Origin of the sequence: Pseudomonas sp. YH-1, assembly GCF_051990045.1 — a bacterium.
Taxonomy (GTDB): domain Bacteria; phylum Pseudomonadota; class Gammaproteobacteria; order Pseudomonadales; family Pseudomonadaceae; genus Pseudomonas; species Pseudomonas nicosulfuronedens.
This window is the reverse complement of record NZ_CP178184.1, coordinates 5,761,603-5,788,274: the sequence shown is the minus strand read 5'-3', so window position 1 is coordinate 5,788,274 and position 26,672 is coordinate 5,761,603. Positions and strand designations below refer to the sequence as shown.

Below are 26,672 nucleotides of genomic sequence, written 5' to 3'. Positions count from 1 at the left end.
TCGCCGCTCGCGAGGGCGCCTGGAAAGGTTCTCTGTCCGCTGATTTCTGCCCGACGGGCATGCCTGAGCCGTCGCTGCCGTTATACTGCGCCGCTCATTCCTCTTCGCGAGGTGTTCGTCCGATGCGCAATTGATGCCGCCGTGGTTTCACGGCCCGTTTCCTTCCCTGGTCCGTTTCCGGGGGATTTCCGGCATCAATCTGGTACTGCGCATGACGAGCCCGTTCACCCTGGCGCTGCAAGGCGTCTCTTTCCAATTGCCCAGCGGCGAGCTGCTGCTGAGTGACCTTAACGAAACCTTCGACGACCGCCGCACCGCGCTGGTCGGGCGCAATGGCGCGGGCAAGTCCGTGCTGGCAGGGATCATGGCCGGCGAGCTGGCCGCCAGCGCGGGTCGCTGCCTGGCGTCCGGGCCGGTGCATTACCTGCCGCAACATATCCCGCCGCAAGCGTTCCGCCGCGTCGCGGAGTTGGCCGGCGTACAACCGCTGCTGGATGCGCTGGTGCGTGTCGAAGCCGGTGGAGTCGACCCGGCAGACTTCGAGTGCCTCGACGGCCACTGGGATATCCGCGCCCGCCTGCAAGCCGAGCTGGCTGCCGCCGGACTCGCCCATCTGCAGCCAGACACGCCCGCCTCGCACCTCAGCGGCGGCGAATGCACGCGGGTGGCGTTGCTTGGCGCCTGGCTCAGTGATGCGGACTGGCTGATCCTCGACGAACCGAGCAACCATCTGGACCGGGCCGGCCGTGATGCCCTGCGTGAGCAACTGCAACGCTGGCGCGGCGGCCTGATCCTCATCAGTCATGACCCTCTGCTGCTGGACGACATGCAGCGCATCGTCGAGTTGTCTGCCTCGGGCCTGCGCAGTTATGCCGGTGGCTATGCCTTTTACCGAGAGATGCGCCAGCAGGAGCAGGACGCCGCCCAGCGTGAGTTGCAGCGGCGCAAGCTGGAGCGTGATCGCCAGCAGCACGCCATGCAGGAACAGCGCGAGCGCCAGGAGCACCGGCAGGCGAAGGGACGCAAGGACGCGAAGCAAGCCAATCAGGCGAAGATCCTCGTCGACCGGCAGAAGGAGCGCAGCCAGACCAGCATGGCGCGCCTGGCCACGCAGCAGGATGAGCGTCGGGAACGCCTGGCACGGGAGGTACAGGAGGCTTTCGGGCAGTTGCGCGAAGACGTCGCGGTGGTCCTCAACGCGCCGGACTGTGAGTTGCCCGAATCCCGTGGCGTGTTGCTGCTGGAAGCGCTACGTCTGCCGTTCGGCAATGCCACGCCGTTGGACTTGTCGTTGTGCGGCCCGCGCCGAGTGGCGGTGACCGGTCGCAACGGCAGTGGCAAGTCGACCCTGCTCAAGGTGATCGCGGGCGGGCTCAGCCCCGCCGCCGGCTTGTGCGAAGTGAAGGTGCGCAGCGCTTATCTGGATCAGCATCTCACCGCCCTGTTGCCCGAGCGCTCGGTGCTGGAACTGCTACAGGAGCGCAATCGTGTGGCTGACCCTTCGGTGCTGCGCACACGGCTGGCGCAGCTGGGGTTGCCGGCGGCACGGGTCGAGTTGCCCAGCGCGCTGCTCAGTGGCGGCGAGCGGCTGAAGGCGGCGCTGGCCTGCGAGCTGTACGCCGAACAGCCGGCGCAGCTGCTGCTCCTGGATGAGCCGGACAACCACCTCGATCTGCCGTCCCGCGAGGCGTTGGAAAACCTGCTCCAGCAATACCGCGGTGCGCTGCTGGTGGTGTCCCATGGCGAGGCGTTTCTGGGACGGCTGGGCCTGGAGGCGCGGCTGGAGTGCGGGGAGAGCGGCTGGCGCTGGCTATCCGAGTGAGGCTTTACCGTCCGGTAATGGCTGGGTAGGATCGACCTCCCTCTCTTTCCGGCTGCCTCTGCCGTGCTCCGCCCAGGCGTTGAATCGCGAAGCGGGCATTCATGCTGCCGACGCTCCAACGGCCGTCACCGCGCGTGGCGTGCTATCCCTTTTGTGATCCGCTGAATCAGGATGATTTCATGCTCATTCGCCAACGCATTGCTGCGGACAACCCGCGGCTGCTCGATATCTGGCTGGGCGCCGTGCGCGCGACCCACCACTTCCTTCAGCCCGCCGACATCGACGGGCTCCTGCCGCAGGTCCGCGACCTTTATCTGCCCGCTGTCGAGGTATGGGTGGCGGTCGATGCCGATGACTGTCCGCAAGGCTTCATCGGCCTCAACGATACCCATGTGGAGATGCTCTTCATCGACCCGGATAGCCGGGGGCGGGGCCTTGGCCGCGCGCTGCTGGACTTCGTGCGCGAATCGCGCGATACCTTGAGTGTCGACGTCAACGAACAGAATCCTCAGGCGGTAGGTTTTTATCTGCACTATGGCTTCGCCCAGACCGGGCGCTCGCCCCTCGATGGCGAAGGGCGGCCGTTCCCGTTGCTGCACATGAGCTTGCCGGCCGGGGCGTAAACGATCCGCTTTTGTAGGATGGCGTGGAGCGAAGCGATACCCATCACCAGGCCGTCAGGCAAAGCTGATGGGTATCGCAAGCTCCACCCATCCTAGTGTCTGCTTCCTGGCGGCCGTGAAAGCGACTCGCAATGTCGCCTTATAGCTTCGGACGGTCGTGCGCCCTATGCCGTCTCACCGCTGCCGAAGCGGATGCTCCGCGCACCGAGCTTGAGCAGGCTGTCGGCAAACAGGTCGCTGGCGGTCTGGCGGCAGTCCCAGGCGGCTTCCCAGTCTTCCCGGCGGCGCCAGTGCAGGCGGCCGACCAGGCGCTGCGGTTCGCCTTCGGCATGCAGCTCGCTGGCGAGGTAGCCAGGGCGCCGGTAGAACAATTCCTGCAAGTGCGACAGGTAATCGCACAGGCGCGCGGCGATGTGCGGGCGTTGCTGGGGCGTTACGTCGATCTCGATCTGCAGGATGAAGTGCGGGTTGTCCACGCAGGCATGGGCGGTGATCGGGGCGGGTTGCGTCATGTTCCTGGGCTCCCTGGCTTGAACCGAATGCCTGGCGAGGGTAAAACCTCAACTTAAGTTGAGGTCAATAGCCCATGAAAGAATCTTCTTCCTGCTCCATGCACCGCGAGCTGAGCGTCGGCGAGCTGGCCAAGCGTGCCGGCGTAGCGGTTTCCGCGCTGCACTTCTACGAGGCCAAGGGCCTGATCAGCAGCTCGCGCAACGCCGGCAACCAGCGCCGCTATTCGCGCGATACGCTGCGCCGGGTGGCGGTGATCAAGGTCGCGCAACGGGTCGGCATTCCCCTGGGCGAGATCGCCGAGGCGCTGGGCTCGCTGCCGAAGGGGCACAACCCGTCGGCGGCGGACTGGGCACGCTTGTCGGCGCGCTGGCGGGAGGACCTGAACGAGCGGATCGAGAAATTGCTGCTGCTGCGCGATCAGCTCGATGGCTGCATCGGCTGCGGCTGCCTGTCGATGGAGGCCTGCCCACTGCGCAATCCGGGAGACAAGTTGGCGGAGGAGGGGCCGGGGGCGCACTGGCAAGCGGAAGAGTGAGGGATTGTTCGCGAGCAAGCTCGCTCCTACCTGAAGCCCCTGGTACCTGTAGGAGCGAGCTTGCTCGCGAATGCTGGACTCAGCGTTCCCGCAAGGCCTCCCACCGCGCCTTGAGCACCGGCTTGAGGATGTAGTCCAACACGCTCTTCTCGCCGGTGATGATGTCCACCGTCGCCACCATGCCGGGGATGATCAGCAAGGGCTTGGCGTCGGTGCCCAGGTGGTTCTTGTCGGTGCGCACCTGGATCAGGTAGAAGCTGTTGCCCTTGTCGTCGGTGATGGTGTCGGCGCTGATCATTTCCAGCTTGGCCTTGAGCCCGCCGTAGATGGTGTAGTCGTAGGCGGTGAACTTCACCGTGGCCGGCTGGCCGGGGTGGAGGAAGGCGATGTCCTGCGGGCGTACCCGCGCCTCCACCAGCAGGTTGTCCTCCAGTGGGACGATTTCCACCATGTCGTTGCCCGGCTGTACCACGCCGCCGATGGTGTTGACCTTGAGTTGCTTGACGATGCCGCGCAGGGGCGCGACGACCAGGGTGCGGTTGACCTTGTCGTCGATGGCGCGGCTGGTGGCAGTGAGCTTGTTGAGGTCGGTGCGGACGTCGTTCAGCTCCTTCAGCGCGTCGCTGCGGAAGCCCAGTTTCGATTCCTCGACCTTGCGCTGAATCTCGTTCACCGCCGCTTCGGCGCGGGGGATGGCGAGGTTGGTAGCGTTCAGGTCGCCACTGATTTCCACGGCGCTGCGACGCAGGCGCAGCAGTTCGACAGGGGAGACCGCGCCGGCTTTCACCAGCGGCTCGGACATGTTGATCTCCTGCTGCACCAGCCCCAGGCTCGAACGGTACTGCTGGGTCTTGGCGCGGAACTCCTGCAGCTCCTGGCTCTTCTGCCGCAGCTGTTCCTGGAGGATGTTGAGCTCGCTGTTCTGCCGCTGCATACGGGTCTGGTAGAGCGCCAACTGGTCTTCCACCACCTGCGGTGCGTCCTTCTTCAGGTCGTCGGTGAAGACCGGCTCGCGCCCTTCGGCTTCCGCGCTGAGTCGTTCGACACGGGCTTCCAGGGAGTTGCGGTCGGCCTCGGTCTCGCCCTTGTTGGAAGAGAAGCGGGTGTCGTCCAGGCGCAGCAACGGCTGGCCCTTGTTCACCACCTGGCCTTCGCGGACGAAGATTTCCGAGACGATGCCGCCTTCCAGGTTCTGGATGGTCTGCACCTTGGAGGACGGAATGGCCTTGCCTTCGCCCTTGGTCACTTCTTCTATGTCGGCGAAGTAGGCCCAGGTGATGGCGACCACCAGCAGGCCGAGCGCTGCCCAGAGGGTGATGCGGGTGGCGTTGGGCGAGTCCTCCAGCAGGGTGCCCTGGACCTCGGGCATGAATTCGGTGTCGCGGGCGCCGTTGCCGCCCAGGTAGCCGCGGATCGATTGCGAGAAGTGCATGGCCATTACCCCGCTGCCGGGCCGACGTGGCCCTTGCGCAATGCTTCGATGACCGCGTCTTTCGGGCCGTCGGCGACGATGCGGCCACTGTCGAGCACCAGCAGGCGGTCGACCAGGCTGAGCATCGAGGTGCGGTGGGTGACCAGCAGCAGGGTCTTGTCGCGGCAGGCCTCGTGCAGGCGCTTGCGCAGGATTTCCTCGCTGCTGTTGTCCATGGCGCTGGTGGGCTCGTCCAGCAGCAGGATCGGCGGATCGAGCAGCAGGGCGCGGGCCATCAGCACGGCCTGGCGCTGGCCGCCGGATAGCAGTTGGCCGCGCTCGCCCACCGGGCGGTCGAAGCCGGCCGGGTGTTGCCGGGCCAGTTCGCTGACGCCGGTCAGCTCGGCCACTTCGAGCATCCGCGCATCGCTGACGTAACGCGCTCCGAGGGTCAGGTTGTCGCGCAGGCTACCGGCCAGCAATGGCAGGTCGTGGGCCACATAGCCGATCTGCTGGCGCAGGTCGGAGACGTCGAGTTGGCGCAGGTCCAGGCCGTCGAGCAGGATCTGCCCTTCGTCGGGGTGATAGAAGCCCATCAGCAGGCGGCCGAAGGTGCTCTTGCCCGAGCCGCTCTTGCCGATGATGCCGATCTTCTCGCCGGGGGCGAGTCGCAGGCTGACGTGGTTCAGCGCCGGGGTGGTCTGCTCCGGGTAGCTGAAGCTGAGTTGGCGGACTTCCAGCGCGCCGTGCAACTGCGTGCGCTCCAGCGGGCGCTGGCGGGCCTGGCGCTCCTGCGGCAGCTCCATCAGCGCGTCGGTGCTCTTCATGGTCAGCCGCGCCTGCTGGTAGCGAGTGATCAGCCCGGCGATCTGTCCCAGCGGAGCGAGCACGCGGCTGTTGAGCATGTAGCTGGCTACCAGTGCGCCAACGCTGAGGTTGCCGTCGAGGATGCTGTAGACCCCGGCGCAGATCATCGCCATGCCGGCGAACTGCTGCAGGAACAGGGTGCCGTTGGTAGCCAGCGCGGAGAGGAAGCGCGCGTGGTTATCCAGCCGCGCCAGGGCGCCATGGGTGGCTTCCCAGCGGTACTGGCGCTCGCTTTCGGCGCCGCAGGCCTTGAGGGTCTCCAGGCCGCCGAGGGTTTCGATCAGCAGGGCCTGGCGCTCGGCGCCCAGGGTCAGGCTCTTCTGTACGGTGTCGCGCAGGCGGCTCTGGATGATCAGGGCGAAGACGATGGTGATGGGGAAGGCCAGCAGCGGCACGGCGACCAGCCAGCCGCCGAGCAGGCCGATGACCAGGATCATCAGTAGCGAGAAGGGCAGGTCGATCAGGCTGGTCAGGGTCAGCGCGGTGAGGAATTCGCGCAGGCCCTGGAAGTCATGGATGCTCTGGGCGAAGCCGCCGATGGTTTCCGGCTTGGCCTTGAGCGACATGCCCGTGATGCGTTCGAAGAGGGTGGCGGAGAGCACCACGTCGGTCTTCTTGCCGGCCATGTCCAGCAGGTTGGAGCGCAGCACGCGCAGCAACAGCTCGAACAGCGTCCCCAGCAACAGGCCGGCGGCGAGCACCCAGAGCGTCGAGATGGCCTGGTTGGGCACCACGCGGTCGTAGGTCTGCATGACGAACAGCGGCACCAGCATGCCCAGCAGGTTGATCAGCAGGCTGGCGACCAGGGCATCGGTGTACAGCCAGCGCGAGAGTCGCAGGGTGTCGCGGAACCAGGCTTCGACGCGCGGTACCAGGGGTTTGCGCGCGGCTTCCAGCTCGTGGCGCGGGCGGGCGAAGAGAGCCTGGCCACTGTACTGGGCGGCCAGTTCGTCGGCGCTCACCGCCTGTTCGCCGCCTTCGGTTTCGCAGGGCAGGATCAGTGCCTGACCGTCGTCACGCCATTGGCGCAGCACGGCGCTGCGGCCGTCGTTGAGCAGCAGCAGGACCGGCAGGTTGAGGCTGGAGATGCTTTTCAGCTCGCGGCGCAACAGGCGGCCTTGCAGCCCGGCGCGCGCGGCAGCGCGTGGCAGCAGGCTGGCGGAAAGGCGCTGATTGGGCAGCGGCAGGCCGGCGGCCAGGCTGTTGCGACTGACCGCGCAGCCGTGCAGTCGGCAGAGGATCAGCAGGCCGTCGAGCAGGGGATCGTCATGGCTCAGGCGCGGATCGCCCGGCGCGGGTGCGCCGCGCTCCTGGATGATCATGGTCACGCTACTTCCTCCCGGGCCGGGCCAGCCCACGCCAGCAGCCGCCGGCGAGCACTTGCAGGTGCTCGCCGGTCCTTGCCGGACGCCGGGTTTTCCGTGCCCCGTCGTATCGCTTCACGCTCGTCGCCCCGACGCCGGGCGGCGCGGGGCAAGGTGACGAACGCGTGCGACTTTCTTATTTCAGGTCAGGCAGGCGCGCCTCGTTCTTCACATCCGACAGGGCCACGGCCTCGTGCGGGGCCACCACGTGCTGCGACTTCAGCAGGTAGCCCATGCTGCCGAGCACGCGGTACATCGAGTATTCCTCGGTGTAGCGGACCTCGGTGTAGCGACGGTTGGCGGTGAACAGTTCGTTCTCGCTATCCAGCAGGTCGAGCAGGGTGCGCTGGCCAAGGGTGAACTGTTGCTGGTACGCCTCGCGCACCTTGCGGGTGTAGTCGGCGTATTCGCGGGCCGGTTGGGTCTGCTTCTTGGCGTTCTCCATCGCATCCCAGGCCAGCGAGAGGTTCTCGTTGAGCAGCCGCAGTGCGTTGTTGCGGATGTCCTGGGCCTCGTTGATCTGGTGCGAGGTGGCGTTCAGGTGGGCCTTGTCGCGCATCCCGTTGAACAGGTTGTAGCGCATCACGACCTGGGCTTCCCAGCTGTTGTAGTGGCCTTCGTCGCCGTCGACGTTGTTGTTGGCCGCCTTGGCCAGTTCGGCGTCGAAGCGCGGGTAGAAGGGCGCCTTGGCGGCCTCGTACTGGGCTTCGGCGGCATTCACGTCGGCCTGGGCCGATTTCAGCAGGGGGTTGTCGGTGAGCATGTTCTGCCGGGCGACCAGCAGGTCCGGCGGGACTTCGGCCTTGACCGTGGAGGGTGCCTCCAGCTGGTCCGGCATGCGGCCGGTGGCGCTATAGAAGCTGGCCTCGGCGTCGGCCAGGTTCACTTCCTCGGTGTAGAGGTTGTTCTGCGCCAGGGCCAGGCGCGCGATGGCCTGGTCGTTGTCGGCAGTGGAGCCGACGCCGCGCTCGCTGCGCAGGCGAATCTGATCGCCGATACGTTCGTGGGCCTGCAGGTTGTTCTTGGCCAGCGTCACCATCTCGCGGCGCTTGAGCACATCGAGGTAGACCTCGACGGTGCGCAGGGCGGCGGTTTCCGAGGTGCCGAGAATACGGAAGGCCTTGGAGTTGACGTTGGACTCGTTGCGCTTGACCTCGTTAGGGGTGCCGAAGCCGTCGAACAGCATCTGCCGCAGACGGATTTCCGCATCACCGCGGGTCAGGGTTTCATCGTTGTGGTTGCCCAGTGCACGGGTGCTGGGGCTGTCGGTGTTCTCGCGGCCATAGCCCGCGACAAGGTCGACAGTCGGCAGGTAGCCGCCCCTGGCGAATTTGAGCTCTTCATCCGCGGTGAGGCGGCTGTTTACGCTCTGGCTGATTTCCGGGTGGTATTGCAGCGTGCTTTGTATAGCTTCGGTCAGCGTCATGGCTTGCCCATGAGTCCCCGACACCGCCAAAAATACACCGCTCCATAGTGCCGCGTTACGACTGCGCATGGCTTTGCTCCTGGTGTTCTCGTACTTCGATGCTCTCGGATCGCCAATTTATTGGCTTTTTTCTCTTATCAAGCGTTTCACGCCTGTAACATCAGAGCTAAGAACAACTTTTCGAAAACCTCAGAAGAATTTTTCACATGGGTTATTCGGAAAAAATCTTATGAGCCCTGTGAAAAACCGCACATTGTTTGAACGTGCAAGCCCTCGTGTTTCCTGGGTATGGGCCGGATAAGGCGCTTGCAGAAGAAGCCAGGTACGGTTTGTAGCAGTTAGGGCGGGGACCACCGCAGAAGGACAAGAAATGCGTGGCCAGCATGACAAAAAATTGTCGCTGGCTTTTTGATGCAAAAACGCTAGCAGTCCTTTTTGCTCCCTTCGCAACTTACTTCGCAGCATCCGGATACAAGCGTGCCATGGCCTGTTTCGGTCAATTGCGTGCCGGTGGAACCGGCCGCTGGATGTGCAGCGGAGGAAGGACTCATGGCTACTTTGATGGGTGTCGTCAGCAAGGTAATCGGCGAAGTGTTTGCGGTAGCCGCCGATGGATCGCGTCGTCCTTTGGAACAGGGAGACAAGGTTTTTGTCGGTGAGCAACTGGTCACCGGCGCCAATGGCGCAGTCGCGCTGAAGGTCGCCGGCGGCGGCGAGATCACGCTGGGCCGCGACAGCGCCCTGCCGCTGACCTCACAGATGCTTGCCGCTGCACACCAGGCGGAACAGGGGGACCAGGCGGTTGCCCAGCAGCAGCCGGCGACGCCGACCCATCAGGACGTCACGGATGTGAAGGCCTTGCAGGCCGCCATTGCCGCGGGCGTCGACCCGACCCAGGCTGCAGAAGCCACTGCCGCCGGCCCGAGCGCTGCGGGCGCTGCCAATGGCAAGCCCGGTGGCGGGCACTCCTTCGTTCTGCTGACGGAAGTCGGTGGGCACATCGACCCGGTCATCGGCTTCCCCACTGGGCCAATCGGTTCCGGTCCCTTGCCTCTGCGCGAGTTCGACGGCACCCCGGATGTACGCCCCGAGGCTGAACCTCCCGTGGTTCCGCCGGATGGCCAGCCGACCGCTGGCCCCAGCGGACCTGGCGCCGCCAGTGTGTTCGAGGCCGGCCTGCCCGGCGGTATTCCCGATGGTGCCGGCGAGGGGGCGACTCTCTCCGGCAACCTGGGCTATGACTTCGGCAGCGATGGTGTTGGCAGCTTCTCCTGGGGCACCGTCGGGCTGCCCAGCCTGACCTCCGGTGGCGTCGCCATCACCTACAGCGTCAGCCCGGACGGTCACGTCCTCACCGGCAGCGCCAATGGCACGCCGGTCTTCACCGTGACCCTCACCGATATCAACACTGGCGCCTTCGAAGTCACCCTGCTGCAGCCGGTGGACCATCCGGTGAAGGGCAGCGAAGATACCCTGACCTTCGATATTCCCTACACCATCACCGACGGCAACGGCACACCCGCCAACGGCAGTCTCACCGTGGGCATCGTCGACGATGCGCCGCAGGCCAGCCTGTCCGCCGATAACGGCGTGGACGTGCTGCTGCAGACCCACGACGCCAACACCGCCGGGGCGGCCTTCGACACGTCCACCGCCGATTACAGCTCGGCTTTCCAGGTGACTGCCAACTACGGCGGCGATGGCGCCGGCACCACTCAGCTGAGCTACAGCCTGAACCTGGTGGGCGGAAATGGCGCCAACTCGGGCCTGACCAGTGGCGGTGCCACCATCTACCTGTACAGCGTGGGCGGCGCGATCGTCGCGTCCACCTCGGCCAGTGCTGCCGGTATCACTGGCGAGAACACCATCTTCAGTCTGTCGGTGAACGGCAGCAGCGGGGTGGTCACCCTGACCCAGTACAGTGCCATCGACCATGCCTTGCCGGGCAGTGAAAGTGGTTATGCCAGTCAAAGCGTGGCGCTCGATTCCGGCCTGGTGCAACTGCAGGGCAACCTGACGGTTACCGACCGTGATGGCGACAGCGTTTCTTCCAGCAGCTCCATCGACCTCGGCGGCCGGGTGAGCTTCACCGACGACGGCCCGACCATTGCCGTGGGTGATACCGAAGGCCTGCACCTGACGGTGGACGAGTCCTCCCTGGGTACCGACGCCACCAGCAGCGTCTCGGCAGGCGATCTGTTCAATGCCCAGTTCGGCGCAGATGGCGCCGGCTCGATCACCTACAAGGTCGAGACCCAGGACAACACCGACAGCGGCCTGAAGGACAGCGCCACTGGCAATTCGATCTTCCTGTTCAACACCGCCAACGGTGTGGAAGGCCGTGTGGGTGGTGCGAACGGTGAAGTCGCGTTCCGTGTGACCCTCGGACAGGATGGCAAGATCACCCTCGACCAGGTCCGCGCCCTGGTGCATCCGGACAACACCGACGCCAACGATCCGCTCAGCCTCGGTGAAGGCAAGATTACGCTGACCGCTACCGTGACCGATGCCGATGGCGACCATCAGAGCGCCGGGCTCGACCTGGGTGGCAAGCTGACCTTCCTTGATGACGGCCCGAGCATCGCGCCCTCCACGGACGCCGACATCAAGCTGACGGTGGATGAGACCCACCTGAACGTGAACGACACCAGTTCGGTCACGGTATCCGACCTGTTCACCTCGCATTTCGGTGCCGACGGTCCGGGGCAGATCACCTACAAGCTGACCACCGAAGACGGCAAGGACAGCGGCCTGACCGATACCGCCACGGGCGAGAAGATCTTCCTCTACAACACCGCCAACGGCGTGGAAGGGCGGGTCGGTGACAGCGCTGACGTGGCCTTCCGCGTGACCCTCGGCGCAGACGGCAAGATCACCCTCGACCAGGTGCGCGCTGTGGTTCATCCAACAGCCGATGCCAACGAGGGTGTCAGCCTCGACCCGAACAGTGTGACCCTGACGGCGACCATCACCGACAAGGACGGCGACAGCGCCCAGGCCCACATCGACCTGAGCGGCAAGCTGACCTTCCTCGACGACGGCCCGAGCATCGAGCCTTGTACGGACGCCGACATCAAGCTGACGGTGGATGAGACCCACCTGAACGTGAACGACACCAGCACGATCACGGTGTCCGACCTGTTCACCTCGCACTTCGGCGCGGATGGCGCGGGCGACATCACCTACAAGCTCACCACCGAAGACGGCAAGGACAGCGGCCTGACCGATACCGCCACGGGTGAGAAGATCTTCCTCTACAACACCGCCAATGGCGTGGAAGGGCGGGTCGGTGACAGCGCTGACGTGGCCTTCCGCGTAACCCTCGGCGCAGACGGCAAGATCACCCTCGACCAGGTGCGCGCTGTGGTTCATCCAACAGCCGATGCCAACGAGGGTGTCAGCCTCGACCCGAACAGTGTGACCCTGACGGCGACCATCACGGACAAGGACGGCGACAGCGCCCAGGCCCACATCGACCTGAGCGGCAAGCTGACCTTCCTCGACGACGGCCCGAGCATCACGCCGTGCCAGGACGCCGATATCAAGCTGACCGTGGACGAGACTCACCTGGGCGTGCCGGACACCAGCACGGCCTCGGTGGCCGACCTGTTCACCACCCACTTCGGTGCCGATGGCGCCGGCACGATCACCTACAAACTGGCCGGGGCCGACAACACCGACACCGGACTGAAGGACACCGCCACCGGCAGCAAGATCTTCCTCTACAACACCGCCAACGGTATCGAAGGGCGCCTGGAGGGCACCAGCACCGTGGCCTTCCGCGTGTCCATCGACGGTGATGGCAAGGTCAGCCTGGAGCAGTTGCGCGCTCTGGCGCACCCCGATACCCATGACGCCGACGATGCGCTCAACCTCAGTGGCCAGGTCACCCTGACCGCCACCATCACCGACAAGGATGGCGACAGCGCCAGTGCCCATGTCGACCTGGGCAGCAAGCTGACCTTCCTCGATGACGGCCCGAGCATCGCTCCGTCGAGCATCTATGACATCAGCCTGGAGGTGGACGAGTCCGATCTCTCCAATGACGCCCGCGTCGAGTCCAGCCTGGTCTCGTTGCTGTTCGAGTCGCACTTCGGCGCCGATGGTCCGGGCAGCATCACCTACAAGGTCAGCACGGTGGATGGTACCGACAGTGGCCTGAAAACGACCCAGGGCGACTCCATCCTGCTGTACAACGTGGATGGCGCGGTGGTCGGCAAGGTGCAGGGCAGCGGTGCGATCGCCTTCGTGGTCAGCGAGGACCAGGGTGCGCTCATGCTCGACCAGCGCCTGGCGCTCAAGCATCCCGACGCAAATGATTCCGATGATCCGCTGCGCCTGGACACCGGCAAGATCACCCTCACCGCCACCATCACCGATGGTGATGGCGACAAGGCTTCGGCCCATGTCGACCTGGGCAGCAAGATGGTGTTCTACGACGATGGCCCGCAGATCGAGCCGTGCACCGATGCCGATATCAGGCTGACCGTGGACGAGACCAGGCTGGGTGTCGACGCGCAGGCCTCGGCAGGTGATGTTTCTGCGCTGTTCACTGCCCACTTCGGCAACGACGGCGCAGGCTCCATCACCTACAAGGTCACTACCACCGATGGCACCGACAGCGGCCTGAAGGACACCGCCACCGGTAGCAAGATCTTCCTCTACAACACCGCCAATGGCGTCGAAGGCCGAGTGGAGGGCACCAACCTGGTGGCCTTCAGCGTGACCCAGCATAACGGCGTGATCACCCTCGACCAGCAACGGGCGCTGGTGCACCCGATTGACACCGATGCCAACGATCCACTGAGTCTTGGCACTGACAAGATCAGCCTCACCGCCACCATTACCGATGGCGACGGCGACCACGCTTCGGCCAGCATCGACCTGGGCGGCAAGCTGACCTTCCTCGACGATGGGCCGCACATCGAGCCATGCACCGACGCCGACATTCGCCTGGAAGTGGACGAGACCAACCTGGCCAGCGATGCACGTGTCGAAGCCCCGTTGGTGTCGGAGCTGTTCACCACCAGCTTCGGCGCTGACGGAGCCGGTTCGGTCGCCTACAAGGTCACGACCGTGGATGGGACCGACAGCGGCCTGCGCGAAAGCGCCGGCGGCGCGCGCATCCTGCTGTTCAACGACGGTAACGGCGTGGTCGGCAAGGTCGAAGGCACCGGCGCCGTGGCCTTCGTGGTGCGCCCCGACGGCGGCGCACTCACGCTGGATCAGCGCGTGGCTTTCATCCATCCCGACAAGCTCAGCGACAATGAGGGCTTGAGCATCGCCGAGGGCAAGATCACCCTGACTGCGACCATCACCGACAAGGACGGTGACAGCGACAACGCCTCCATCGACCTGGGCAGCAAGCTGGTGTTCCATGACGATGCGCCGAGCATCAGCGCCAACGCCGGCCAGGCGCCGACCCTGACGGTGGACGAGACTGCGCTGGCCACCGACGCCACTGGCAACTTCAGTGGCGCCTTCACCTCCAGCGGCGGTGCCGATGGCGGCAGCGTCGCCTACAGCCTGGCCGCCACCAACGGCACGGCCAGCGGGCTGCAGACCACCAGCGGGCAGAGCATCGTGCTGGTCAAGGTCAGCGACACCGTGGTGGAGGGCCGCGTTGGCGGCGTCAATGGCGCGACTGCCTTCAGCCTGACCCTTAACAGCGTCACCGGCGAGCTCAAGCTCGACCAGCAACTGGCGCTCAAGCACGCGGACACCACCAACCCCAACGATTCGGTCAACCTGCCGGGCAGCAAGGTCTCCCTGGTGGCGACCATCACCGATGGCGATGGCGACCACAAGTCCGCCAGCATCGACCTGGGCGACAAGCTGGTCTTCAAGGACGATGGCCCCGTGCTCATCGCCGGTGGCAACGTGACCGGCCAGGTCATGGAAGATGCCCTGCCCAGCGGCAACCCCGATGGAGCCGCCGACACCACCGTGGCCAAGGGCACGCTCGCCGGCCTGGTGAACTTTGGTGCGGACGGCCCCGGCGCCTTTTCGCTGACCGGCGACTACTCCTCGCTGACCTCGCAGCACCTGACCTCCGGCGGTGTGGCTCTGGCCTACAGCGTGGTCGGCAACGTGCTGACCGCCATGGCGGGCTCCAAGACCGTCTTCACTCTGTCGGTGGATGCGGCGGGCAACTACGAGTTCAAGCTGTCCGGCCCGCTGGACCATCCGCTGCACAATGGCAGTGACACGGAGCAGCTCTCGCTCAACCTTGGCGGAGTGATCAAGGCCTCCGACGGCGACGGCGACCCGGTCAGCCTGGGCAGCGGCTCGCTGGTGATCAACGTGCAGGACGACCTGCCGGTAGTGCACAGCGAACCACCGTGCCAGGACGTGGCCGAAGTCCCCGGTTTCGTGCTGGGTGGCACGCTCGATGTGAGCTTCGGCGGTGATGGCCTGGGAGCCTTCGATCTCAGTGGCAATACCGCGCCGGATGGCCTGACCTATGTGGTCACCCAACTGGCGGGTGGTGGCTCGCAACTGACTGCCTACGACGGTAACAACGAGGCCTTCTTCGTCCTCAAGGTCAACGCCGATGGCACCTACAGCTTCGAGGTGCTCAATTCGCGGCCGATCTCCGAGGTGGAGTATGACCTCACCCAGGTTTCCGCCGGCGGTCCGCGTCCTTCGATCACCCTGACGGCCGATGGCCTGTCGGTGGTCTTCAGTAGCCCCAACGGCAACGTGAACCCCTCCGACAATGGCATGGGCGTGGGTGGCAACAACCTGATCACCCCCGGGGAGTCTCTCAACATCGCGTTCAGCGAGAAGATCTACGACGCCAGCTTCGACGTGCAGAAACTCTCCAGCAGTGATGTGCTGAGCTGGAAAGTGCTGGGTGAAGGCGGCGTGGTGCTGGCGACCGGCACCTACTCGCCGCCGGCCGGCAATGGCGAGAACAGCTCGGTGTCCTTCAACCTGCTCACCGACGGGCACTTCACTACCGGCTCGGCCTTCCAGCTGTCCGAAGGTGGCTTCAACAGCGTGGTGCTGAGCAGCAATAGCGGTGATTACCGTGTTGTCACCGTCTCCGCCGGGCAGTCGGTTCTGCCCGAGGATATCGACCTCAACTTCCACGTTGGCATCACCGACGGCGATGGTGACAGTACCGGGCTGAACCTGTGCGTGGACCTGAGCGCACCGCAACCCCTGCTGGTAGTCGGCAGCAACAGCGGTGATGTCGATGGTTCGAGCACCCAGCACACCTTGCCCAACCCGCAGGATGTGGACAAGGCCGGGACCATCAGCGGCGGCGCTGGCAGCGACGTGCTGATCGGCGATCCGGGTGGGGTGTCGGTCTATACCCAGCCGGGCAAGAACTACAACATCTCGCTGATCGTCGATACCTCCGGCAGCATGGCCGATCCGTCGGGCAGCAACATGTCACGCATGGCCCTGGCCAAGAACGCGCTGGTCAACCTGGTGAACACCATCAAGGGCCACGACGGGGTGATCAATGTCAGCCTGGTGTCCTTCAGCGACAACGCCCACATCACCACCTTCAATGGCCTGAGTGCCGCTAACGTGACGGCACTGATCGCCGCCATCAACGCGCTCAGCGCCAACGGGGCGACCAATTACGATGACGCCATGCAGAAGGCCTCGTCCTGGTTCAACAGCCAGGTCAGCACCAACCATGCGGACGCGGCCCATGGCTACGTCAACCTGGCCTTCTTCCTCACCGATGGCAACCCGACCGTGTGGAACGGCTACAACGGCAGTGGCGATACCACCAACTACAACGACATCAACGCCGCGCTGACTTCCGGTAATGACATGCTCCATGGTGCCGGTGTTCTCAGCGGCGCCAATGCGGTGGACGTCAACGCCATCGGCATCGGCAGCGGCATCAACAGCAACTACCTGAAGTTCTTCGACAACACCGACACCACCGGGTCCGGTTCGGTGACCGTTGACGGTCAGAACATCACCAACACCGTTGGCCAGCCGCAGATCATCAACACCGCCGAGCAGTTGCAGGCGGCCTTGCAGGAAGGCTTCAGCACCAGCACTCCAGTGACCGTGGGCAACGATCATCTGGTCGGTGGCGCGGGCAACGACATCCTGTTCGGTGATGTCATCAACACCGACCAGCTGGCCTGGGCCGGACATGCTGCCGGCACACACAACGGCCAGGGCTTCCAGGGACTGGTGGACTACCTGACTGCTACCAATGGTACGGCGCCGACGGCTGCGACGATCAGCAACTACATCATCCAGCATGCGGATCAGCTCAACGTCGCCGGTGACACCCGCGGTGGCGACGACATCCTCGAAGGCGGCGCCGGCAATGACCTGATGTTCGGCCAGGGCGGCAACGACAAGCTGATCGGTGGGCCCGGTGACGACATCATGTACGGCGGCACCGGCGCGGACGAGTTCATCTGGAAGTCCGGCGATACCGGCCACGATGTGATCAAGGACTTCAACATCGCCGAGCATGACGTACTGAACTTCGCCGACCTGCTGCAAGGGGAGGCCGCCACGGCCTCGTCGCTGGCGCATTACCTGACCTTCTCGGTCGCCGCCGGCACCACCACTATCGGCGTCAGCCCCACCAGTGGTGGCGCCGTTACCCAGACCGTCGACCTGGCCAACGTCGACCTCGCTGCCAAGTACGCGGGCCATGCCGGCAACGGCGTGCTCTCGGCGGGGGATACCCAGACCGTGCTCAACGGCCTGCTGGGCGATCACGCGATCAAGACCGACACCGTCTGACCGGCGCAATACCGGTTGAAACCGCCGCCTTCGGGCGGCGGTTTCGTCTGTGGCCCGCCCAACGAGGGTGGGGGCACGGCTATACGGCTGGTGAATGATCGTCGCCCTGTGTCCTCACTGGCGCCTATGCTCGGGGCCACACCATCCTCCCCAACGAACAACAAGCAACGAGGTTTCCCATGCGCGAAGTGGTGATCGTCGACAGCGTCCGTACCGGCCTGGCCAAGTCCTTCCGTGGCAAATTCAACATGACCCGTCCGGACGACATGGTCGCCCATTGCATCGACGCGCTGCTGGCGCGCAACAACCTGGATCCGCTGCTGGTGGACGACTGCGTGGTCGGCGCCGGCTCCAACGAAGGCGCCCAGGGCCACAACATCGGTCGCAACGCAGCGGTGCTGTCGCGCCTGGGCACCCATGTCGCCGGCATGACCCTGAACCGTTACTGCTCCTCGGGCCTGCAGGCCATTGCCATTGCTGCCAACCAGGTGGCTTCGGGCTGCAGTGACATCCTGGTGGCCGGCGGTGTCGAGTCCATCACCCTGACCATGGGCAAGCAGAACCTCGACAATTTCGTGAACCCGCGCCTGAAGGACGAGTTCCCCGGTATCTACTACCCCATGGGCCAGACTGCCGAGATCGTCGCCCGTCGCTACAACGTCACCCGCGAGCAGCAGGACCTGTATTCCCTGCAGAGCCAGCAGCGTACCGCCCGCGCCCAGGCAGAAGGCCTGTTCGACGATGAAATCGTGCCGATGAGCGTGAAGTACCTGGTTGAAGACAAGGCCACCGGCGAGAAGAAAGTACTCGACGGTGTGGTCGATCGCGACGACTGCAACCGCCCGGACACCACCCTCGAAGGCCTGAACTCCCTCAAGCCGGTGTTCGCCGAAGACGGTTCGGTCACCGCCGGCAACGCTTCGCAACTCTCCGACGGCGCCTCGATGACCCTGATCATGAGCCTGGACAAGGCCCTGGAACTGGGCCTCAAGCCGAAGGCCTTCTTCCGCGGCTTCACCGTCGCCGGCTGCGAACCGGACGAGATGGGCATCGGCCCGGTGTTCTCGGTACCCAAGCTGCTCAAGGCCAAGGGCCTGCAGGTCGCCGACATCGACCTCTGGGAGCTCAACGAAGCCTTCGCCTCGCAGTGCCTGTACGCCCGCGACCACCTGGGCATCGATAACGACAAGTACAACGTCAACGGTGGCTCCATCTCCATCGGCCACCCCTTTGGCATGACCGGGTCGCGCCAGGTCGGCCACCTGGTGCGCGAACTGCAGCGCCGCAACCTGCGCTACGGCATCGTCACCATGTGCGTGGGTGGCGGCATGGGTGCCACCGGTCTGTTCGAGGCCGTTCGCTGAGCACGGCGGGCGAGGGCGCAGGCCCTTGCCTGGTTGGCACCGACCGCTCCACGCAAGCGGTCCGGTGTCGATGAAGAGCCCCCGGCGGTGACGCCGGGGGTTTTTCATTCACGGACTTTTCCTGCGCGACGCAAGGCAGGGTCGACGCCATGCGCCGGAATGGTATGATCGTGCAAGTGTGATGCATGACATCACACTTGCACGATGATCATCAGCTTCCGCCACAAGGGTCTGCAGGCCTTTTACGAAACGGGGACGACGCGAGGGATTCGCGCCGACCATGCACGTCGCCTGGCGCGCATGCTGCCGTTTCTGGACAACGCAGCAGGGGCGGCGGATCTCGCCATACCCGGCTGGCGCCTGCACCCGCTGAAGGGCGATCTGGAGGGATGCTGGTCGTTGTCGGTCAGCGGCAATTGGCGGCTGGTCTTCCGCTTTATCGGTAGCGACGTCGAACTGCTCGACTACCTCGATTACCACTGAGCATGCAGGCTCGAAGAGGAGGCGCATTCATGGCAATGGCCAACCCCCCGCATCCAGGTGAAACGCTGCTGGAAGACGTTCTCCCCGAACTGGGCTTGAGCGTGACAGCGCTGGCGCGGCACTTGGGCTATGCGCGCGAAACATTGTCACGTGTCCTGCATGGGCACGCTCCTGTTGGTCCTGACCTCGCGTGGCGCCTGGAACTGGCTGGAATTGGCAGCGCGCGCGTCTGGCTCGGAGTGCAGATTGATTACGATCTGTGGCAGGCGCAGCACCGCGAACACCCGCCGATCGAGCGACTGGCCAGTAGCGCCTGATGTTCTCCCCGCAATGAAAACCCCGGCCGACGGGCCGGGGTTTCCGTGGTGCGTACCGCTTGGGAGATCAGCGTCCGACGCGGGCGTACAGATCGGATGCCTGCTGCATCCGGGTGATGTACAGCATCACCTCGCGCTCGGCATCGAAGCGGGTGAAATAGGGGCCTTCGAGGGTGCCCTCGCGGGTGGAGAAGAAGTACTGGCCATTGACCGCACTGATGCGGTCGCTGCGGTAATGGGTGGCCGCCTGACCGTCGCCGACGCGTTGTCCCAACATGAGCTGACCTCCCGAACGAAAGGATTAATTGATTCGAGTGTATGCCGCAAGGCCCCGTCGTGCCTGGGCTGCCGGCGATTGGCGACGAACGGCGGGATTTCGTCTCAGCGGTGAAACACTTGGCTGCAGGGTCTTCACATTCCCTTGACTATGCTTGAGCTCCGGCGGCCGATGCCGCTGGAACAGGGTCGGTAAGAATGGTTGTTTTTGGTTATAAGAAAATCAAAATATATTCTTTTTAATGAGATAAGACCTTGTGCATAGTGGCTACCAACACGAACAAGGAGAGACCCATGAGCTTGCGACTCGGCGACATCGCCCCCGACTTCGAACAGGAATCCAGCGAAGGCCGCATCCGTTTCCATGAATGGCTCGGCAACAGCTGGGGCGTTCTGTTCTCCCACCCGGCCGACTTCACCCCGGTGTGCACCACCGAGCTGGGCCTGACCGCCAAGCTCAAGGACCAGTTCGCCGCCAAGGGCGTGAAGGTGATCGCCCTGTCCGTCGACCCGGTGGACTCCCACGTGAAGTGGATCGAAGACATCAACGAGACCCAGAACACCGTGGTCAACTTCCCGATCATCGCCGACGCCGACCGCAAGGTGTCCGAGCTGTACGACCTGATCCACCCGAACGCCAACGACACCCTCACCGTGCGTTCGCTGTTCGTCATCGACCCGAACAAGAAGGTGCGCCTGACCATCACCTACCCGGCGAGCACCGGGCGCAACTTCAACGAGATCCTGCGCGTCATCGACTCGTTGCAGCTCACCGACAACCACAAGGTCGCCACACCGGGCAACTGGCAGGACGGCGACGACGTGGTGATCGTGCCCTCGCTCAAGGACGAGGAAGAGATCAAGCAGCGTTTCCCCAAGGGCTACCGCGCGATCAAGCCGTATCTGCGCCTCACCCCTCAACCGAACAAGTGATTCTCCGCTCCCCATCCGGGGAATCACTGATGCCTCGAGCGGGAAATCGGGCCGGTTAGCCGGCCCCTTTTTTATCTTTCACGCGCGGACCACGCCGCGCTTTTTTATTCGCTCCACATCCCCGTCCTGACTTGCCCGCCATACGGGAAGAAGACGTCAGCCCACGCCAAGGAGAACGACCATGGGTCATTCCACCTGGCGCCGCAGCCTGGCCGTCGCTCTTCTCGCGAGCCTGCCGATCGGCGCCTACAACAGCTCCGCCCAAGCCGCCGACGCACCGAAAGAGGTGCGCCTGGACTACGCCTACTACGCGCCCACCAGCCTTGTGCTCAAGCATTTCGGCTGGCTGGAGAAATCCCTCAAGCCGCAAGGCACCGAAGTGCGCTGGGTGTTCAGCCAGGGCAGCAACCGTTCGCTGGAATACCTCAACGCCGGCAGCACCGACTTCGCCTCCACTGCAGGCCTTGCCGCCGTGCTCAGCCGCGCCAACGGCAGCCCGCTGAAGACCGTCTACATCGCCAGTCGCCCGGAATGGACCGCGCTGGTGGTGCCCAAGGAATCGCCGCTGAAATCCGTTGCCGACCTGAAAGGCAAGAAGATCGCCGCCACCAAGGGTACCGATCCCTACCTGTTCCTCCTGCGCAGCCTGCAACAGGCGGGGCTGGACAAGAGCGACGTGGAGATCGTCCACCTGCAGCACCCGGACGGCCGCGCGGCGCTGGAGCAGGGCCGGGTGGACGCGTGGGCCGGTCTCGACCCGCACATGGCTGCCAGCGAGCTGCAGGCCGGTTCGCGATTGCTGTACCGCAACGTCGACTTCAACAGCTACGGCGTGCTCAGCGTCACCGAGAAATTCGAGAAGGAGCAGCCGGCGCTGATCAAACAGGTCATCGCCGCCTATGAAGAAGCGCGTCAGTGGGCCGTGGCGCACCCGGAAGAGACTGCGAAACTGCTCGCCGAAGAAGCCAAGTTGCCGCTGGAAGTGGCCAAGCTGCAACTCTCGCGCACTGACTTCAGCAGACCGCTGCCGGGCGCCGAACAGATCGCCGCATTGAAGGCGGCTGCACCGATCCTGCTGGACGAGCAACTGGTGCGTCCGGGGACCGACGTCACTGCCGTGGTCGATCAGCTGATCGCGCCGCAACTGGCCGGTGAAGTGATCGGCAAGGCCGGTGCCGTCGCCAAGGCGGAGCCATAACCGATGCCCCCCCAGAGCTTGCCATCCCAGGGCCTGCGTGTGGCTCGCCAACGTCGCGCGCAGAAGCTGCGCTGGCCGCGGCTGAGCTGGCGTGCGTGGCTGGTGCCGTTGCTGATGTGCGCGGTACTGGAGCTGTCGGTGCGCGTCGGCTGGCTGGCCGAGCACCAGATGCCGGCACCCAGCAGCGTCGCGCTGACCCTCTGGCAACTGGCCCAGGGTGAGCTCTGGAAGCACGTCGCGGCGAGCCTGGCGCGGGTTGCTGCCGGATTCTTCATCGGTTCGACCGCTGCCGTCCTGATTGGAACCTGGGTGGGGCTCAGCCAGCGCGCCGAGGCCTATCTCGAACCGACCTTCCAGGCGCTGCGGGCCATACCCAGCCTGGCCTGGGTACCCTTGCTGCTGCTCTGGCTGGGTATCGATGAAACCCCGAAGATCGTACTGATCGCCCTCGGCGCGTTCTTCCCCGTGTACCTCTCGTTGGTGGCCGGCGTGCGCAATGTCGACCGCAAGTGGGTGGAGCTGGGCCGGTTGTATCACCTGTCGCCGTTTGCGCTGGTACGGCGCATCCTCCTGCCGGCGGCGCTACCGAGCCTGTTCACCGGGCTGCGCGGCGCGCTGAGCCTGAGCTGGATGTTCCTCGTTGCCGCCGAACTGATCGCTGCCACCCGCGGCCTGGGCTACCTGCTCAGCGACGGCCGGGAAACCTCGCGGCCGGACATCGTCATCGCCGCCATCCTGGTGCTGGCGGTGCTGGGCAAGCTCAGCGACGGTCTGCTGAAGGCGCTGGAGCAGCGCGCGCTGGCCTGGCGCGACACCTTCCTGGGCAATGGAGACAGCTGATGAGCGCTCTGCTCGAACTGCGTGATATTCGCAAGAGCTTCTCCGGCGTGAAGGTATTGGACGACGTCAGCCTGAGTCTGGCGCCGGGCGAAGTGGTCAGCCTGCTCGGCCCCAGTGGCTGTGGAAAAAGCACCCTGCTGCGCATCGCCGCCGGGCTTGACGATGAGTTCGCCGGCAGCCTGGAACGCAACCCGCTGCTGGGCTTCGGCCCGGACGGCGACAGCGGCCGGGGCGGTGGTGGCGTTGGCGTGGTGTTCCAGGAGCCGCGCCTGCTGCCCTGGCTCACCGTGGCGCAGAACATCGGCTTCGCCGACGGCTGGCTGGCGGACGATCATCGCATCGAGCACCTGCTGCGCGACGTGGGGCTGGATGGCAAGGGCGACCTGCTGCCCAAGCAGCTCTCCGGCGGCATGGCCCAGCGTGCTGCCATCGCCCGTGGCCTCTACGGCCGCCCGCAGGTGTTGCTGCTGGACGAACCGTTCAGCGCGGTGGACGCCTTCACCCGCATCCGCCTGCAGGACCTGATCCAGCAACTGGCGCTGGAATATGACATCAGCATCCTGCTGGTCACCCACGACCTCGACGAAGCCTTCTACCTCAGTGATCGCGTCCTGCTTCTGGGCGGCACGCCCAGCCGCCTGCGCCGCGAATTCCCCGTTCCGCTGCCGCGCCCGCGCGACCGTCGCGCCGTGGAACTGGCCTTCCTGCGCGGCGAAGCGCTGACCGAGTTGCACCAGTCCCACGTCATCTGACGCCCGCCATTTTCCTTGTTCGACGCACCCTGCCCGCGATTCGTGCGCAGGGTGTGTGTCTGTTTATCTAACAAAAAAGCATAACTAAATGAATAAATAACATTTATTGGAATATGCGAAGGGCTGTTAAGGTCTATGCACATTGGTTAGCAGGCCGGCATTTGTACCGGTCTGATCGTTATAAGGAAGCGTGCAGATGTATGTAGTCACCCTTGCCGGCAGCCCGAGCCAGCGTTCCCGTTCCGGTGTCCTCCTGGACATCGCGCGGAACTGGCTGCACGCCCACGGCGCCGAGGTGCGCTCCTACAGCGTGCACGACTTCCCGGCCGAGGACCTGCTGCACGCGCGCTTCGACAGCCCTCGGGTGGTCGAGCTGATCGAGCAAGTCCTGCGTGCCGACGGCTTGGTGATTTCTACCCCGGTGTACAAGGCGTCCATCGCCGGTGCGCTGAAGGTCATTCTCGACCTGCTGCCGGAGCGGGCGCTGGCGCACAAGGTGGTGCTGCCCCTGGCCACCGGTGGCAGCAACGCCCACATGCTGGCAGTGGATTACGCGCTCAAGCCGGTCCTCGCTGCATTGAAAGCTCAGGAAACCCTGCACGGCGTGTTCGCCGAGGAGAGCCAGGTGCAATACCCCGAGGGCACTACCCCGGCGCGCCTGGAGTCGACCCTCGAACACCGACTGCTGGAATCGCTGGAACAGTTCCACGGCGCCCTCGCGCGCCGACCGAAACCCATCGACCCCAACCTGCTCAATGAACGGCTGATCAACGCCCGCTGGAGCATCTGACCGATAAAACCCACGCAGGTGAACGCCAAGCCCCGACCCGGCAGGCGCCCACTGCGTCAAAAATAAAAGGCCCTCACCGTCCCGACAACGGGACCGCAGGTCCGGCAATCACACTCGACGAAGGATCACTCCCATGCGGACTCTCACTTTGCGTAGTGGACTGGCGGCCCTGCTGATCGCGGCCCTGTCCTACAACGCGCAGGCGGACGAACAGCCCGGCACCCTGCGTATCGGTTACCAGAAGTACGGCACCCTGGTGCTGCTCAAGGCCCGCGGCACGCTGGAGAAGCGCCTGGCCGAGCAGGGCGTCAAGGTGCAGTGGACCGAATTCCCCGGCGGCCCGCAGCTGCTGGAAGGCCTGAACGTCGGCAGCATCGACTTCGGCGTCACCGGCGAAACTCCACCGGTATTTGCCCAGGCCGCCGGCGCCGATCTCGTCTACGTCGCTCATGAGCCGCCGGCGCCGACCAGCGAGGCGATCCTGCTGCCGAAGGACTCGCCGATCAAATCCGTCGCCGAACTCAAGGGCAAGAAGGTCGCCCTGAATAAAGGCTCCAACGTGCACTACCTGCTGGTACGCGCCCTGGAGAAAGCCGGCCTGAAATACACCGACATCCAGCCCGTCTACCTGCCGCCGGCCGACGCCCGCGCCGCCTTCGAGCGTGGCAGCGTGGATGCCTGGGTGATCTGGGACCCGTACCAGGCCGCCGCCGAGAAGCAGCTTTCCGCCCGCACCCTGGTGGATGGCACCGGCCTTGTGGATAACCACCAGTTCTACCTGGCGACCCGCCCCTACGCGACCAACCACCCACAGGTGATCACCACCCTGATCGACGAAGTGCGCTCGGTGGGCGAGTGGTCGCAGCAGAACCCGCAGCAGGTGACCGACCAGGTTGCGCCGCTGCTCGGCCTGCCGGCGGACATCACCTTCACCGCCGTGAAACGCCAGGGCTACGGCGCCCAGCCGATCACCCCGGAAGTCACTGCGGCGCAGCAGAAGATCGCCGACACCTTCACTCAGCTGAAGCTCATTCCCAAGCAACTGAGCATCAAGGATGTGGTGTGGACCGCGCCAGCCAAGGTGGCTGCGGCCCAGTGACACGCTCCTACGAAGAACAGCAGCACCACGTACACCAATCCCATCATCGCGCGGCTACGCCACGCCGGCGCGCTTATCTGGAGTTACTGCGATGAGTCTCAACATCTTCTGGTTCCTGCCGACCCACGGCGACGGCCATTACCTGGGCACCGCCGAAGGCGCCCGTGCCGTGGACCACGGTTATCTGCAACAGGTCGCCCAGGCCGCTGACCGTCTTGGTTTCGGCGGCGTGCTGATCCCCACCGGCCGTTCCTGCGAGGACTCCTGGCTGGTCGCCGCCTCGCTGATTCCGGTGACCCAGCGCCTGAAATTCCTGGTCGCCCTGCGTCCGGGCATCATTTCCCCGACCGTGGCCGCCCGCCAGGCCGCCACCCTCGACCGGCTCTCCGGGGGGCGCGCGCTGTTCAACCTGGTGACCGGCGGCGACCCGGACGAACTGGCCGGTGACGGCCTGCATCTGAGCCATGCCGAGCGCTATGAAGCCTCGGTCGAGTTCACCCGCATCTGGCGTCGCGTACTGGAAGGCGAGACCGTCGACTACGACGGCAAGCACCTGCAGGTGAAGGGCGCCAAGCTGCTCTATCCGCCGATCCAGCAACCGCGCCCGCCGCTGTACTTCGGTGGATCCTCCGATGCCGCCCAGGACCTCGCCGCCGAGCAGGTCGAGCTGTACCTGACCTGGGGCGAACCGCCGGCCGCCGTCGCCGAGAAGATCGCCCAGGTGCGCGAGAAGGCCGCCAAGCAGGGCCGCAGCGTGCGCTTCGGCATTCGCCTGCACGTGATCGTCCGCGAGACCAACGAGGAAGCCTGGCAGGCCGCCGACCGCCTGATTTCGCACCTCGACCAGGACACCATCGACCGCGCCCAGGCGTCCCTGGCGCGCTTCGATTCCGTCGGCCAGCAACGCATGGCCGCCCTGCACGGTGGCAGCAAGGACAAGCTGGAAGTCAGCCCCAACCTCTGGGCCGGTGTCGGCCTGGTGCGTGGCGGCGCCGGTACCGCGCTGGTGGGCGATGGCGCGACCGTGGCGGCCCGTGTGAAGGAGTACGCGGACCTCGGCATCGACACCTTCATCTTCTCCGGCTACCCGCACCTGGAAGAGTCCTACCGGGTCGCCGAACTGCTCTTCCCGCACCTGGAACTGGCTCAGGCGCAGGCACCGCAGGCGCGTGGCTATGTCAGCCCGTTCGGCGAGATGGTGGCCAACGACATCCTGCCCAAGGCGGCATCGGCGAGTTGACACCCGTAGGGCGAATGAAGCGGAACGCTTCATTCGCCGTGGCGGATAACGCTGGCGCGTTATGCGCCCTACGTAGCGACCGA

The 26,672-nt window shown here is 65.0% G+C and carries 19 protein-coding genes; 14 read left to right on the top strand and 5 right to left on the bottom strand.

Annotated features, from left to right (window positions below; genetic code table 11):
• Window positions 1-211: 211 nt before the first annotated feature.
• On the top strand, window positions 212-1,822 hold the full coding sequence (locus ACKI1H_RS26415; protein ID WP_440466816.1) for an ABC-F family ATP-binding cassette domain-containing protein: 1,611 nt from the start codon (window positions 212-214) through the stop codon (window positions 1,820-1,822).
• A gap of 179 nt (window positions 1,823-2,001) precedes the next feature.
• A complete protein-coding gene (locus ACKI1H_RS26410; protein ID WP_440466815.1) occupies window positions 2,002-2,445 on the top strand; it encodes an acetyltransferase in 444 nt (147 codons plus the stop codon).
• Window positions 2,446-2,609: 164 nt separating this feature from the next.
• Here the strand turns inward: ACKI1H_RS26410 and ACKI1H_RS26405 are convergent, their stop codons facing one another.
• On the bottom strand, window positions 2,610-2,957 hold the full coding sequence (locus tag ACKI1H_RS26405) for an antibiotic biosynthesis monooxygenase (protein ID WP_138520431.1): 348 nt from the start codon (window positions 2,955-2,957) through the stop codon (window positions 2,610-2,612).
• A gap of 74 nt (window positions 2,958-3,031) precedes the next feature.
• On the opposite strand from ACKI1H_RS26405, the gene soxR reads away from it, so the two are divergent.
• Window positions 3,032-3,493: a redox-sensitive transcriptional activator SoxR gene (gene soxR, locus ACKI1H_RS26400; RefSeq protein ID WP_440466814.1), complete on the top strand. Its 462-nt coding sequence runs from the start codon at window positions 3,032-3,034 to the stop codon at window positions 3,491-3,493.
• 79 nt (window positions 3,494-3,572) lie between these two features.
• On the opposite strand, the gene ACKI1H_RS26395 is transcribed toward soxR, so the two are convergent.
• The 3 genes from ACKI1H_RS26395 to ACKI1H_RS26385 form a co-directional block, all read right to left on the bottom strand.
• Entirely contained in the window at window positions 3,573-4,925 is a 1,353-nt protein-coding gene (locus tag ACKI1H_RS26395) for an HlyD family type I secretion periplasmic adaptor subunit (protein ID WP_138520433.1), read from the bottom strand.
• Between the two features lie 5 nt (window positions 4,926-4,930).
• Window positions 4,931-7,093, bottom strand: coding sequence for a type I secretion system permease/ATPase (locus ACKI1H_RS26390; RefSeq protein ID WP_138520601.1), 2,163 nt, complete (start codon window positions 7,091-7,093; stop codon window positions 4,931-4,933).
• 178 nt (window positions 7,094-7,271) lie between these two features.
• The gene (locus ACKI1H_RS26385) at window positions 7,272-8,561 is read right to left on the bottom strand and encodes a TolC family outer membrane protein (RefSeq protein WP_425049028.1); all 1,290 of its coding nucleotides are present in this window, start codon (window positions 8,559-8,561) and stop codon (window positions 7,272-7,274) included.
• Between the two features lie 549 nt (window positions 8,562-9,110).
• On the opposite strand from ACKI1H_RS26385, the gene ACKI1H_RS26380 reads away from it, so the two are divergent.
• The 4 genes from ACKI1H_RS26380 (at window position 9,111) to ACKI1H_RS26365 (ending at window position 19,461) form a co-directional block, all read left to right on the top strand.
• On the top strand, window positions 9,111-17,297 hold the full coding sequence (locus ACKI1H_RS26380) for a retention module-containing protein (protein WP_440466813.1): 8,187 nt from the start codon (window positions 9,111-9,113) through the stop codon (window positions 17,295-17,297).
• 179 nt (window positions 17,298-17,476) lie between these two features.
• The gene (locus tag ACKI1H_RS26375; protein WP_138520436.1) at window positions 17,477-18,661 is read left to right on the top strand and encodes a thiolase family protein; all 1,185 of its coding nucleotides are present in this window, start codon (window positions 17,477-17,479) and stop codon (window positions 18,659-18,661) included.
• Between the two features lie 204 nt (window positions 18,662-18,865).
• Window positions 18,866-19,144, top strand: a complete 279-nt coding sequence (locus tag ACKI1H_RS26370; RefSeq protein ID WP_138520437.1) for a type II toxin-antitoxin system RelE/ParE family toxin — start codon at window positions 18,866-18,868, stop codon at window positions 19,142-19,144.
• Window positions 19,145-19,173: 29 nt separating this feature from the next.
• Entirely contained in the window at window positions 19,174-19,461 is a 288-nt protein-coding gene (locus tag ACKI1H_RS26365; RefSeq protein WP_440466812.1) for a HigA family addiction module antitoxin, read from the top strand.
• 67 nt (window positions 19,462-19,528) lie between these two features.
• Here the strand turns inward: ACKI1H_RS26365 and ACKI1H_RS26360 are convergent, their stop codons facing one another.
• A complete protein-coding gene (locus ACKI1H_RS26360; protein ID WP_138520439.1) occupies window positions 19,529-19,738 on the bottom strand; it encodes a DUF6316 family protein in 210 nt (69 codons plus the stop codon).
• Window positions 19,739-20,031: 293 nt separating this feature from the next.
• Here ACKI1H_RS26360 and ACKI1H_RS26355 point away from each other — a divergent pair, with 293 nt between their 5' ends.
• The 7 genes from ACKI1H_RS26355 (at window position 20,032) to ssuD (ending at window position 26,589) form a co-directional block, all read left to right on the top strand.
• A complete protein-coding gene (locus ACKI1H_RS26355) occupies window positions 20,032-20,670 on the top strand; it encodes a peroxiredoxin (protein WP_045212297.1) in 639 nt (212 codons plus the stop codon).
• Window positions 20,671-20,851: 181 nt separating this feature from the next.
• On the top strand, window positions 20,852-21,868 hold the full coding sequence (locus ACKI1H_RS26350; RefSeq protein ID WP_440466811.1) for an aliphatic sulfonate ABC transporter substrate-binding protein: 1,017 nt from the start codon (window positions 20,852-20,854) through the stop codon (window positions 21,866-21,868).
• Window positions 21,869-21,886: 18 nt separating this feature from the next.
• The gene (locus ACKI1H_RS26345) at window positions 21,887-22,708 is read left to right on the top strand and encodes an ABC transporter permease (protein WP_440468915.1); all 822 of its coding nucleotides are present in this window, start codon (window positions 21,887-21,889) and stop codon (window positions 22,706-22,708) included.
• Complete coding sequence (locus ACKI1H_RS26340) at window positions 22,708-23,460, top strand: ABC transporter ATP-binding protein (protein ID WP_440466810.1); 753 nt, start codon at window positions 22,708-22,710, stop codon at window positions 23,458-23,460. The genes ACKI1H_RS26345 and ACKI1H_RS26340 overlap by 1 nt, the downstream gene beginning before the upstream one ends.
• Before the next feature lie 196 nt (window positions 23,461-23,656).
• Window positions 23,657-24,250 carry an NADPH-dependent FMN reductase gene (ssuE, locus tag ACKI1H_RS26335; protein ID WP_138520442.1) on the top strand — a complete coding sequence of 198 codons (594 nt, stop codon included), beginning with the start codon at window positions 23,657-23,659 and terminating at the stop codon, window positions 24,248-24,250.
• A gap of 133 nt (window positions 24,251-24,383) precedes the next feature.
• On the top strand, window positions 24,384-25,349 hold the full coding sequence (locus tag ACKI1H_RS26330) for a sulfonate ABC transporter substrate-binding protein (RefSeq protein ID WP_138520443.1): 966 nt from the start codon (window positions 24,384-24,386) through the stop codon (window positions 25,347-25,349).
• Window positions 25,350-25,440: 91 nt separating this feature from the next.
• A complete protein-coding gene (gene ssuD / locus ACKI1H_RS26325) occupies window positions 25,441-26,589 on the top strand; it encodes an FMNH2-dependent alkanesulfonate monooxygenase (RefSeq protein ID WP_440466809.1) in 1,149 nt (382 codons plus the stop codon).
• The last annotated feature ends 83 nt before the right edge of the window (window positions 26,590-26,672 follow it).

Bases quoted from the DNA above. Each gene is read 5' to 3' on its own strand.
- ACKI1H_RS26415 (WP_440466816.1), top strand. From the start codon at position 212: ATGACGAGCCCGTTCACCCTGGCGCTGCAAGGCGTCTCTTTCCAATTG.
- ACKI1H_RS26410 (WP_440466815.1), top strand. From the start codon at position 2,002: ATGCTCATTCGCCAACGCATTGCTGCGGACAACCCGCGGCTGCTCGAT.
- ACKI1H_RS26405 (WP_138520431.1), bottom strand. From the start codon at position 2,957: ATGACGCAACCCGCCCCGATCACCGCCCATGCCTGCGTGGACAACCCG.
- soxR (WP_440466814.1), top strand. From the start codon at position 3,032: ATGAAAGAATCTTCTTCCTGCTCCATGCACCGCGAGCTGAGCGTCGGC.
- ACKI1H_RS26395 (WP_138520433.1), bottom strand. From the start codon at position 4,925: ATGCACTTCTCGCAATCGATCCGCGGCTACCTGGGCGGCAACGGCGCC.
- ACKI1H_RS26390 (WP_138520601.1), bottom strand. From the start codon at position 7,093: ATGATCATCCAGGAGCGCGGCGCACCCGCGCCGGGCGATCCGCGCCTG.
- ACKI1H_RS26385 (WP_425049028.1), bottom strand. From the start codon at position 8,561: ATGACGCTGACCGAAGCTATACAAAGCACGCTGCAATACCACCCGGAA.
- ACKI1H_RS26380 (WP_440466813.1), top strand. From the start codon at position 9,111: ATGGCTACTTTGATGGGTGTCGTCAGCAAGGTAATCGGCGAAGTGTTT.
- ACKI1H_RS26375 (WP_138520436.1), top strand. From the start codon at position 17,477: ATGCGCGAAGTGGTGATCGTCGACAGCGTCCGTACCGGCCTGGCCAAG.
- ACKI1H_RS26370 (WP_138520437.1), top strand. From the start codon at position 18,866: ATGATCATCAGCTTCCGCCACAAGGGTCTGCAGGCCTTTTACGAAACG.
- ACKI1H_RS26365 (WP_440466812.1), top strand. From the start codon at position 19,174: ATGGCAATGGCCAACCCCCCGCATCCAGGTGAAACGCTGCTGGAAGAC.
- ACKI1H_RS26360 (WP_138520439.1), bottom strand. From the start codon at position 19,738: ATGTTGGGACAACGCGTCGGCGACGGTCAGGCGGCCACCCATTACCGC.
- ACKI1H_RS26355 (WP_045212297.1), top strand. From the start codon at position 20,032: ATGAGCTTGCGACTCGGCGACATCGCCCCCGACTTCGAACAGGAATCC.
- ACKI1H_RS26350 (WP_440466811.1), top strand. From the start codon at position 20,852: ATGGGTCATTCCACCTGGCGCCGCAGCCTGGCCGTCGCTCTTCTCGCG.
- ACKI1H_RS26340 (WP_440466810.1), top strand. From the start codon at position 22,708: ATGAGCGCTCTGCTCGAACTGCGTGATATTCGCAAGAGCTTCTCCGGC.
- ssuE (WP_138520442.1), top strand. From the start codon at position 23,657: ATGTATGTAGTCACCCTTGCCGGCAGCCCGAGCCAGCGTTCCCGTTCC.
- ACKI1H_RS26330 (WP_138520443.1), top strand. From the start codon at position 24,384: ATGCGGACTCTCACTTTGCGTAGTGGACTGGCGGCCCTGCTGATCGCG.
- ssuD (WP_440466809.1), top strand. From the start codon at position 25,441: ATGAGTCTCAACATCTTCTGGTTCCTGCCGACCCACGGCGACGGCCAT.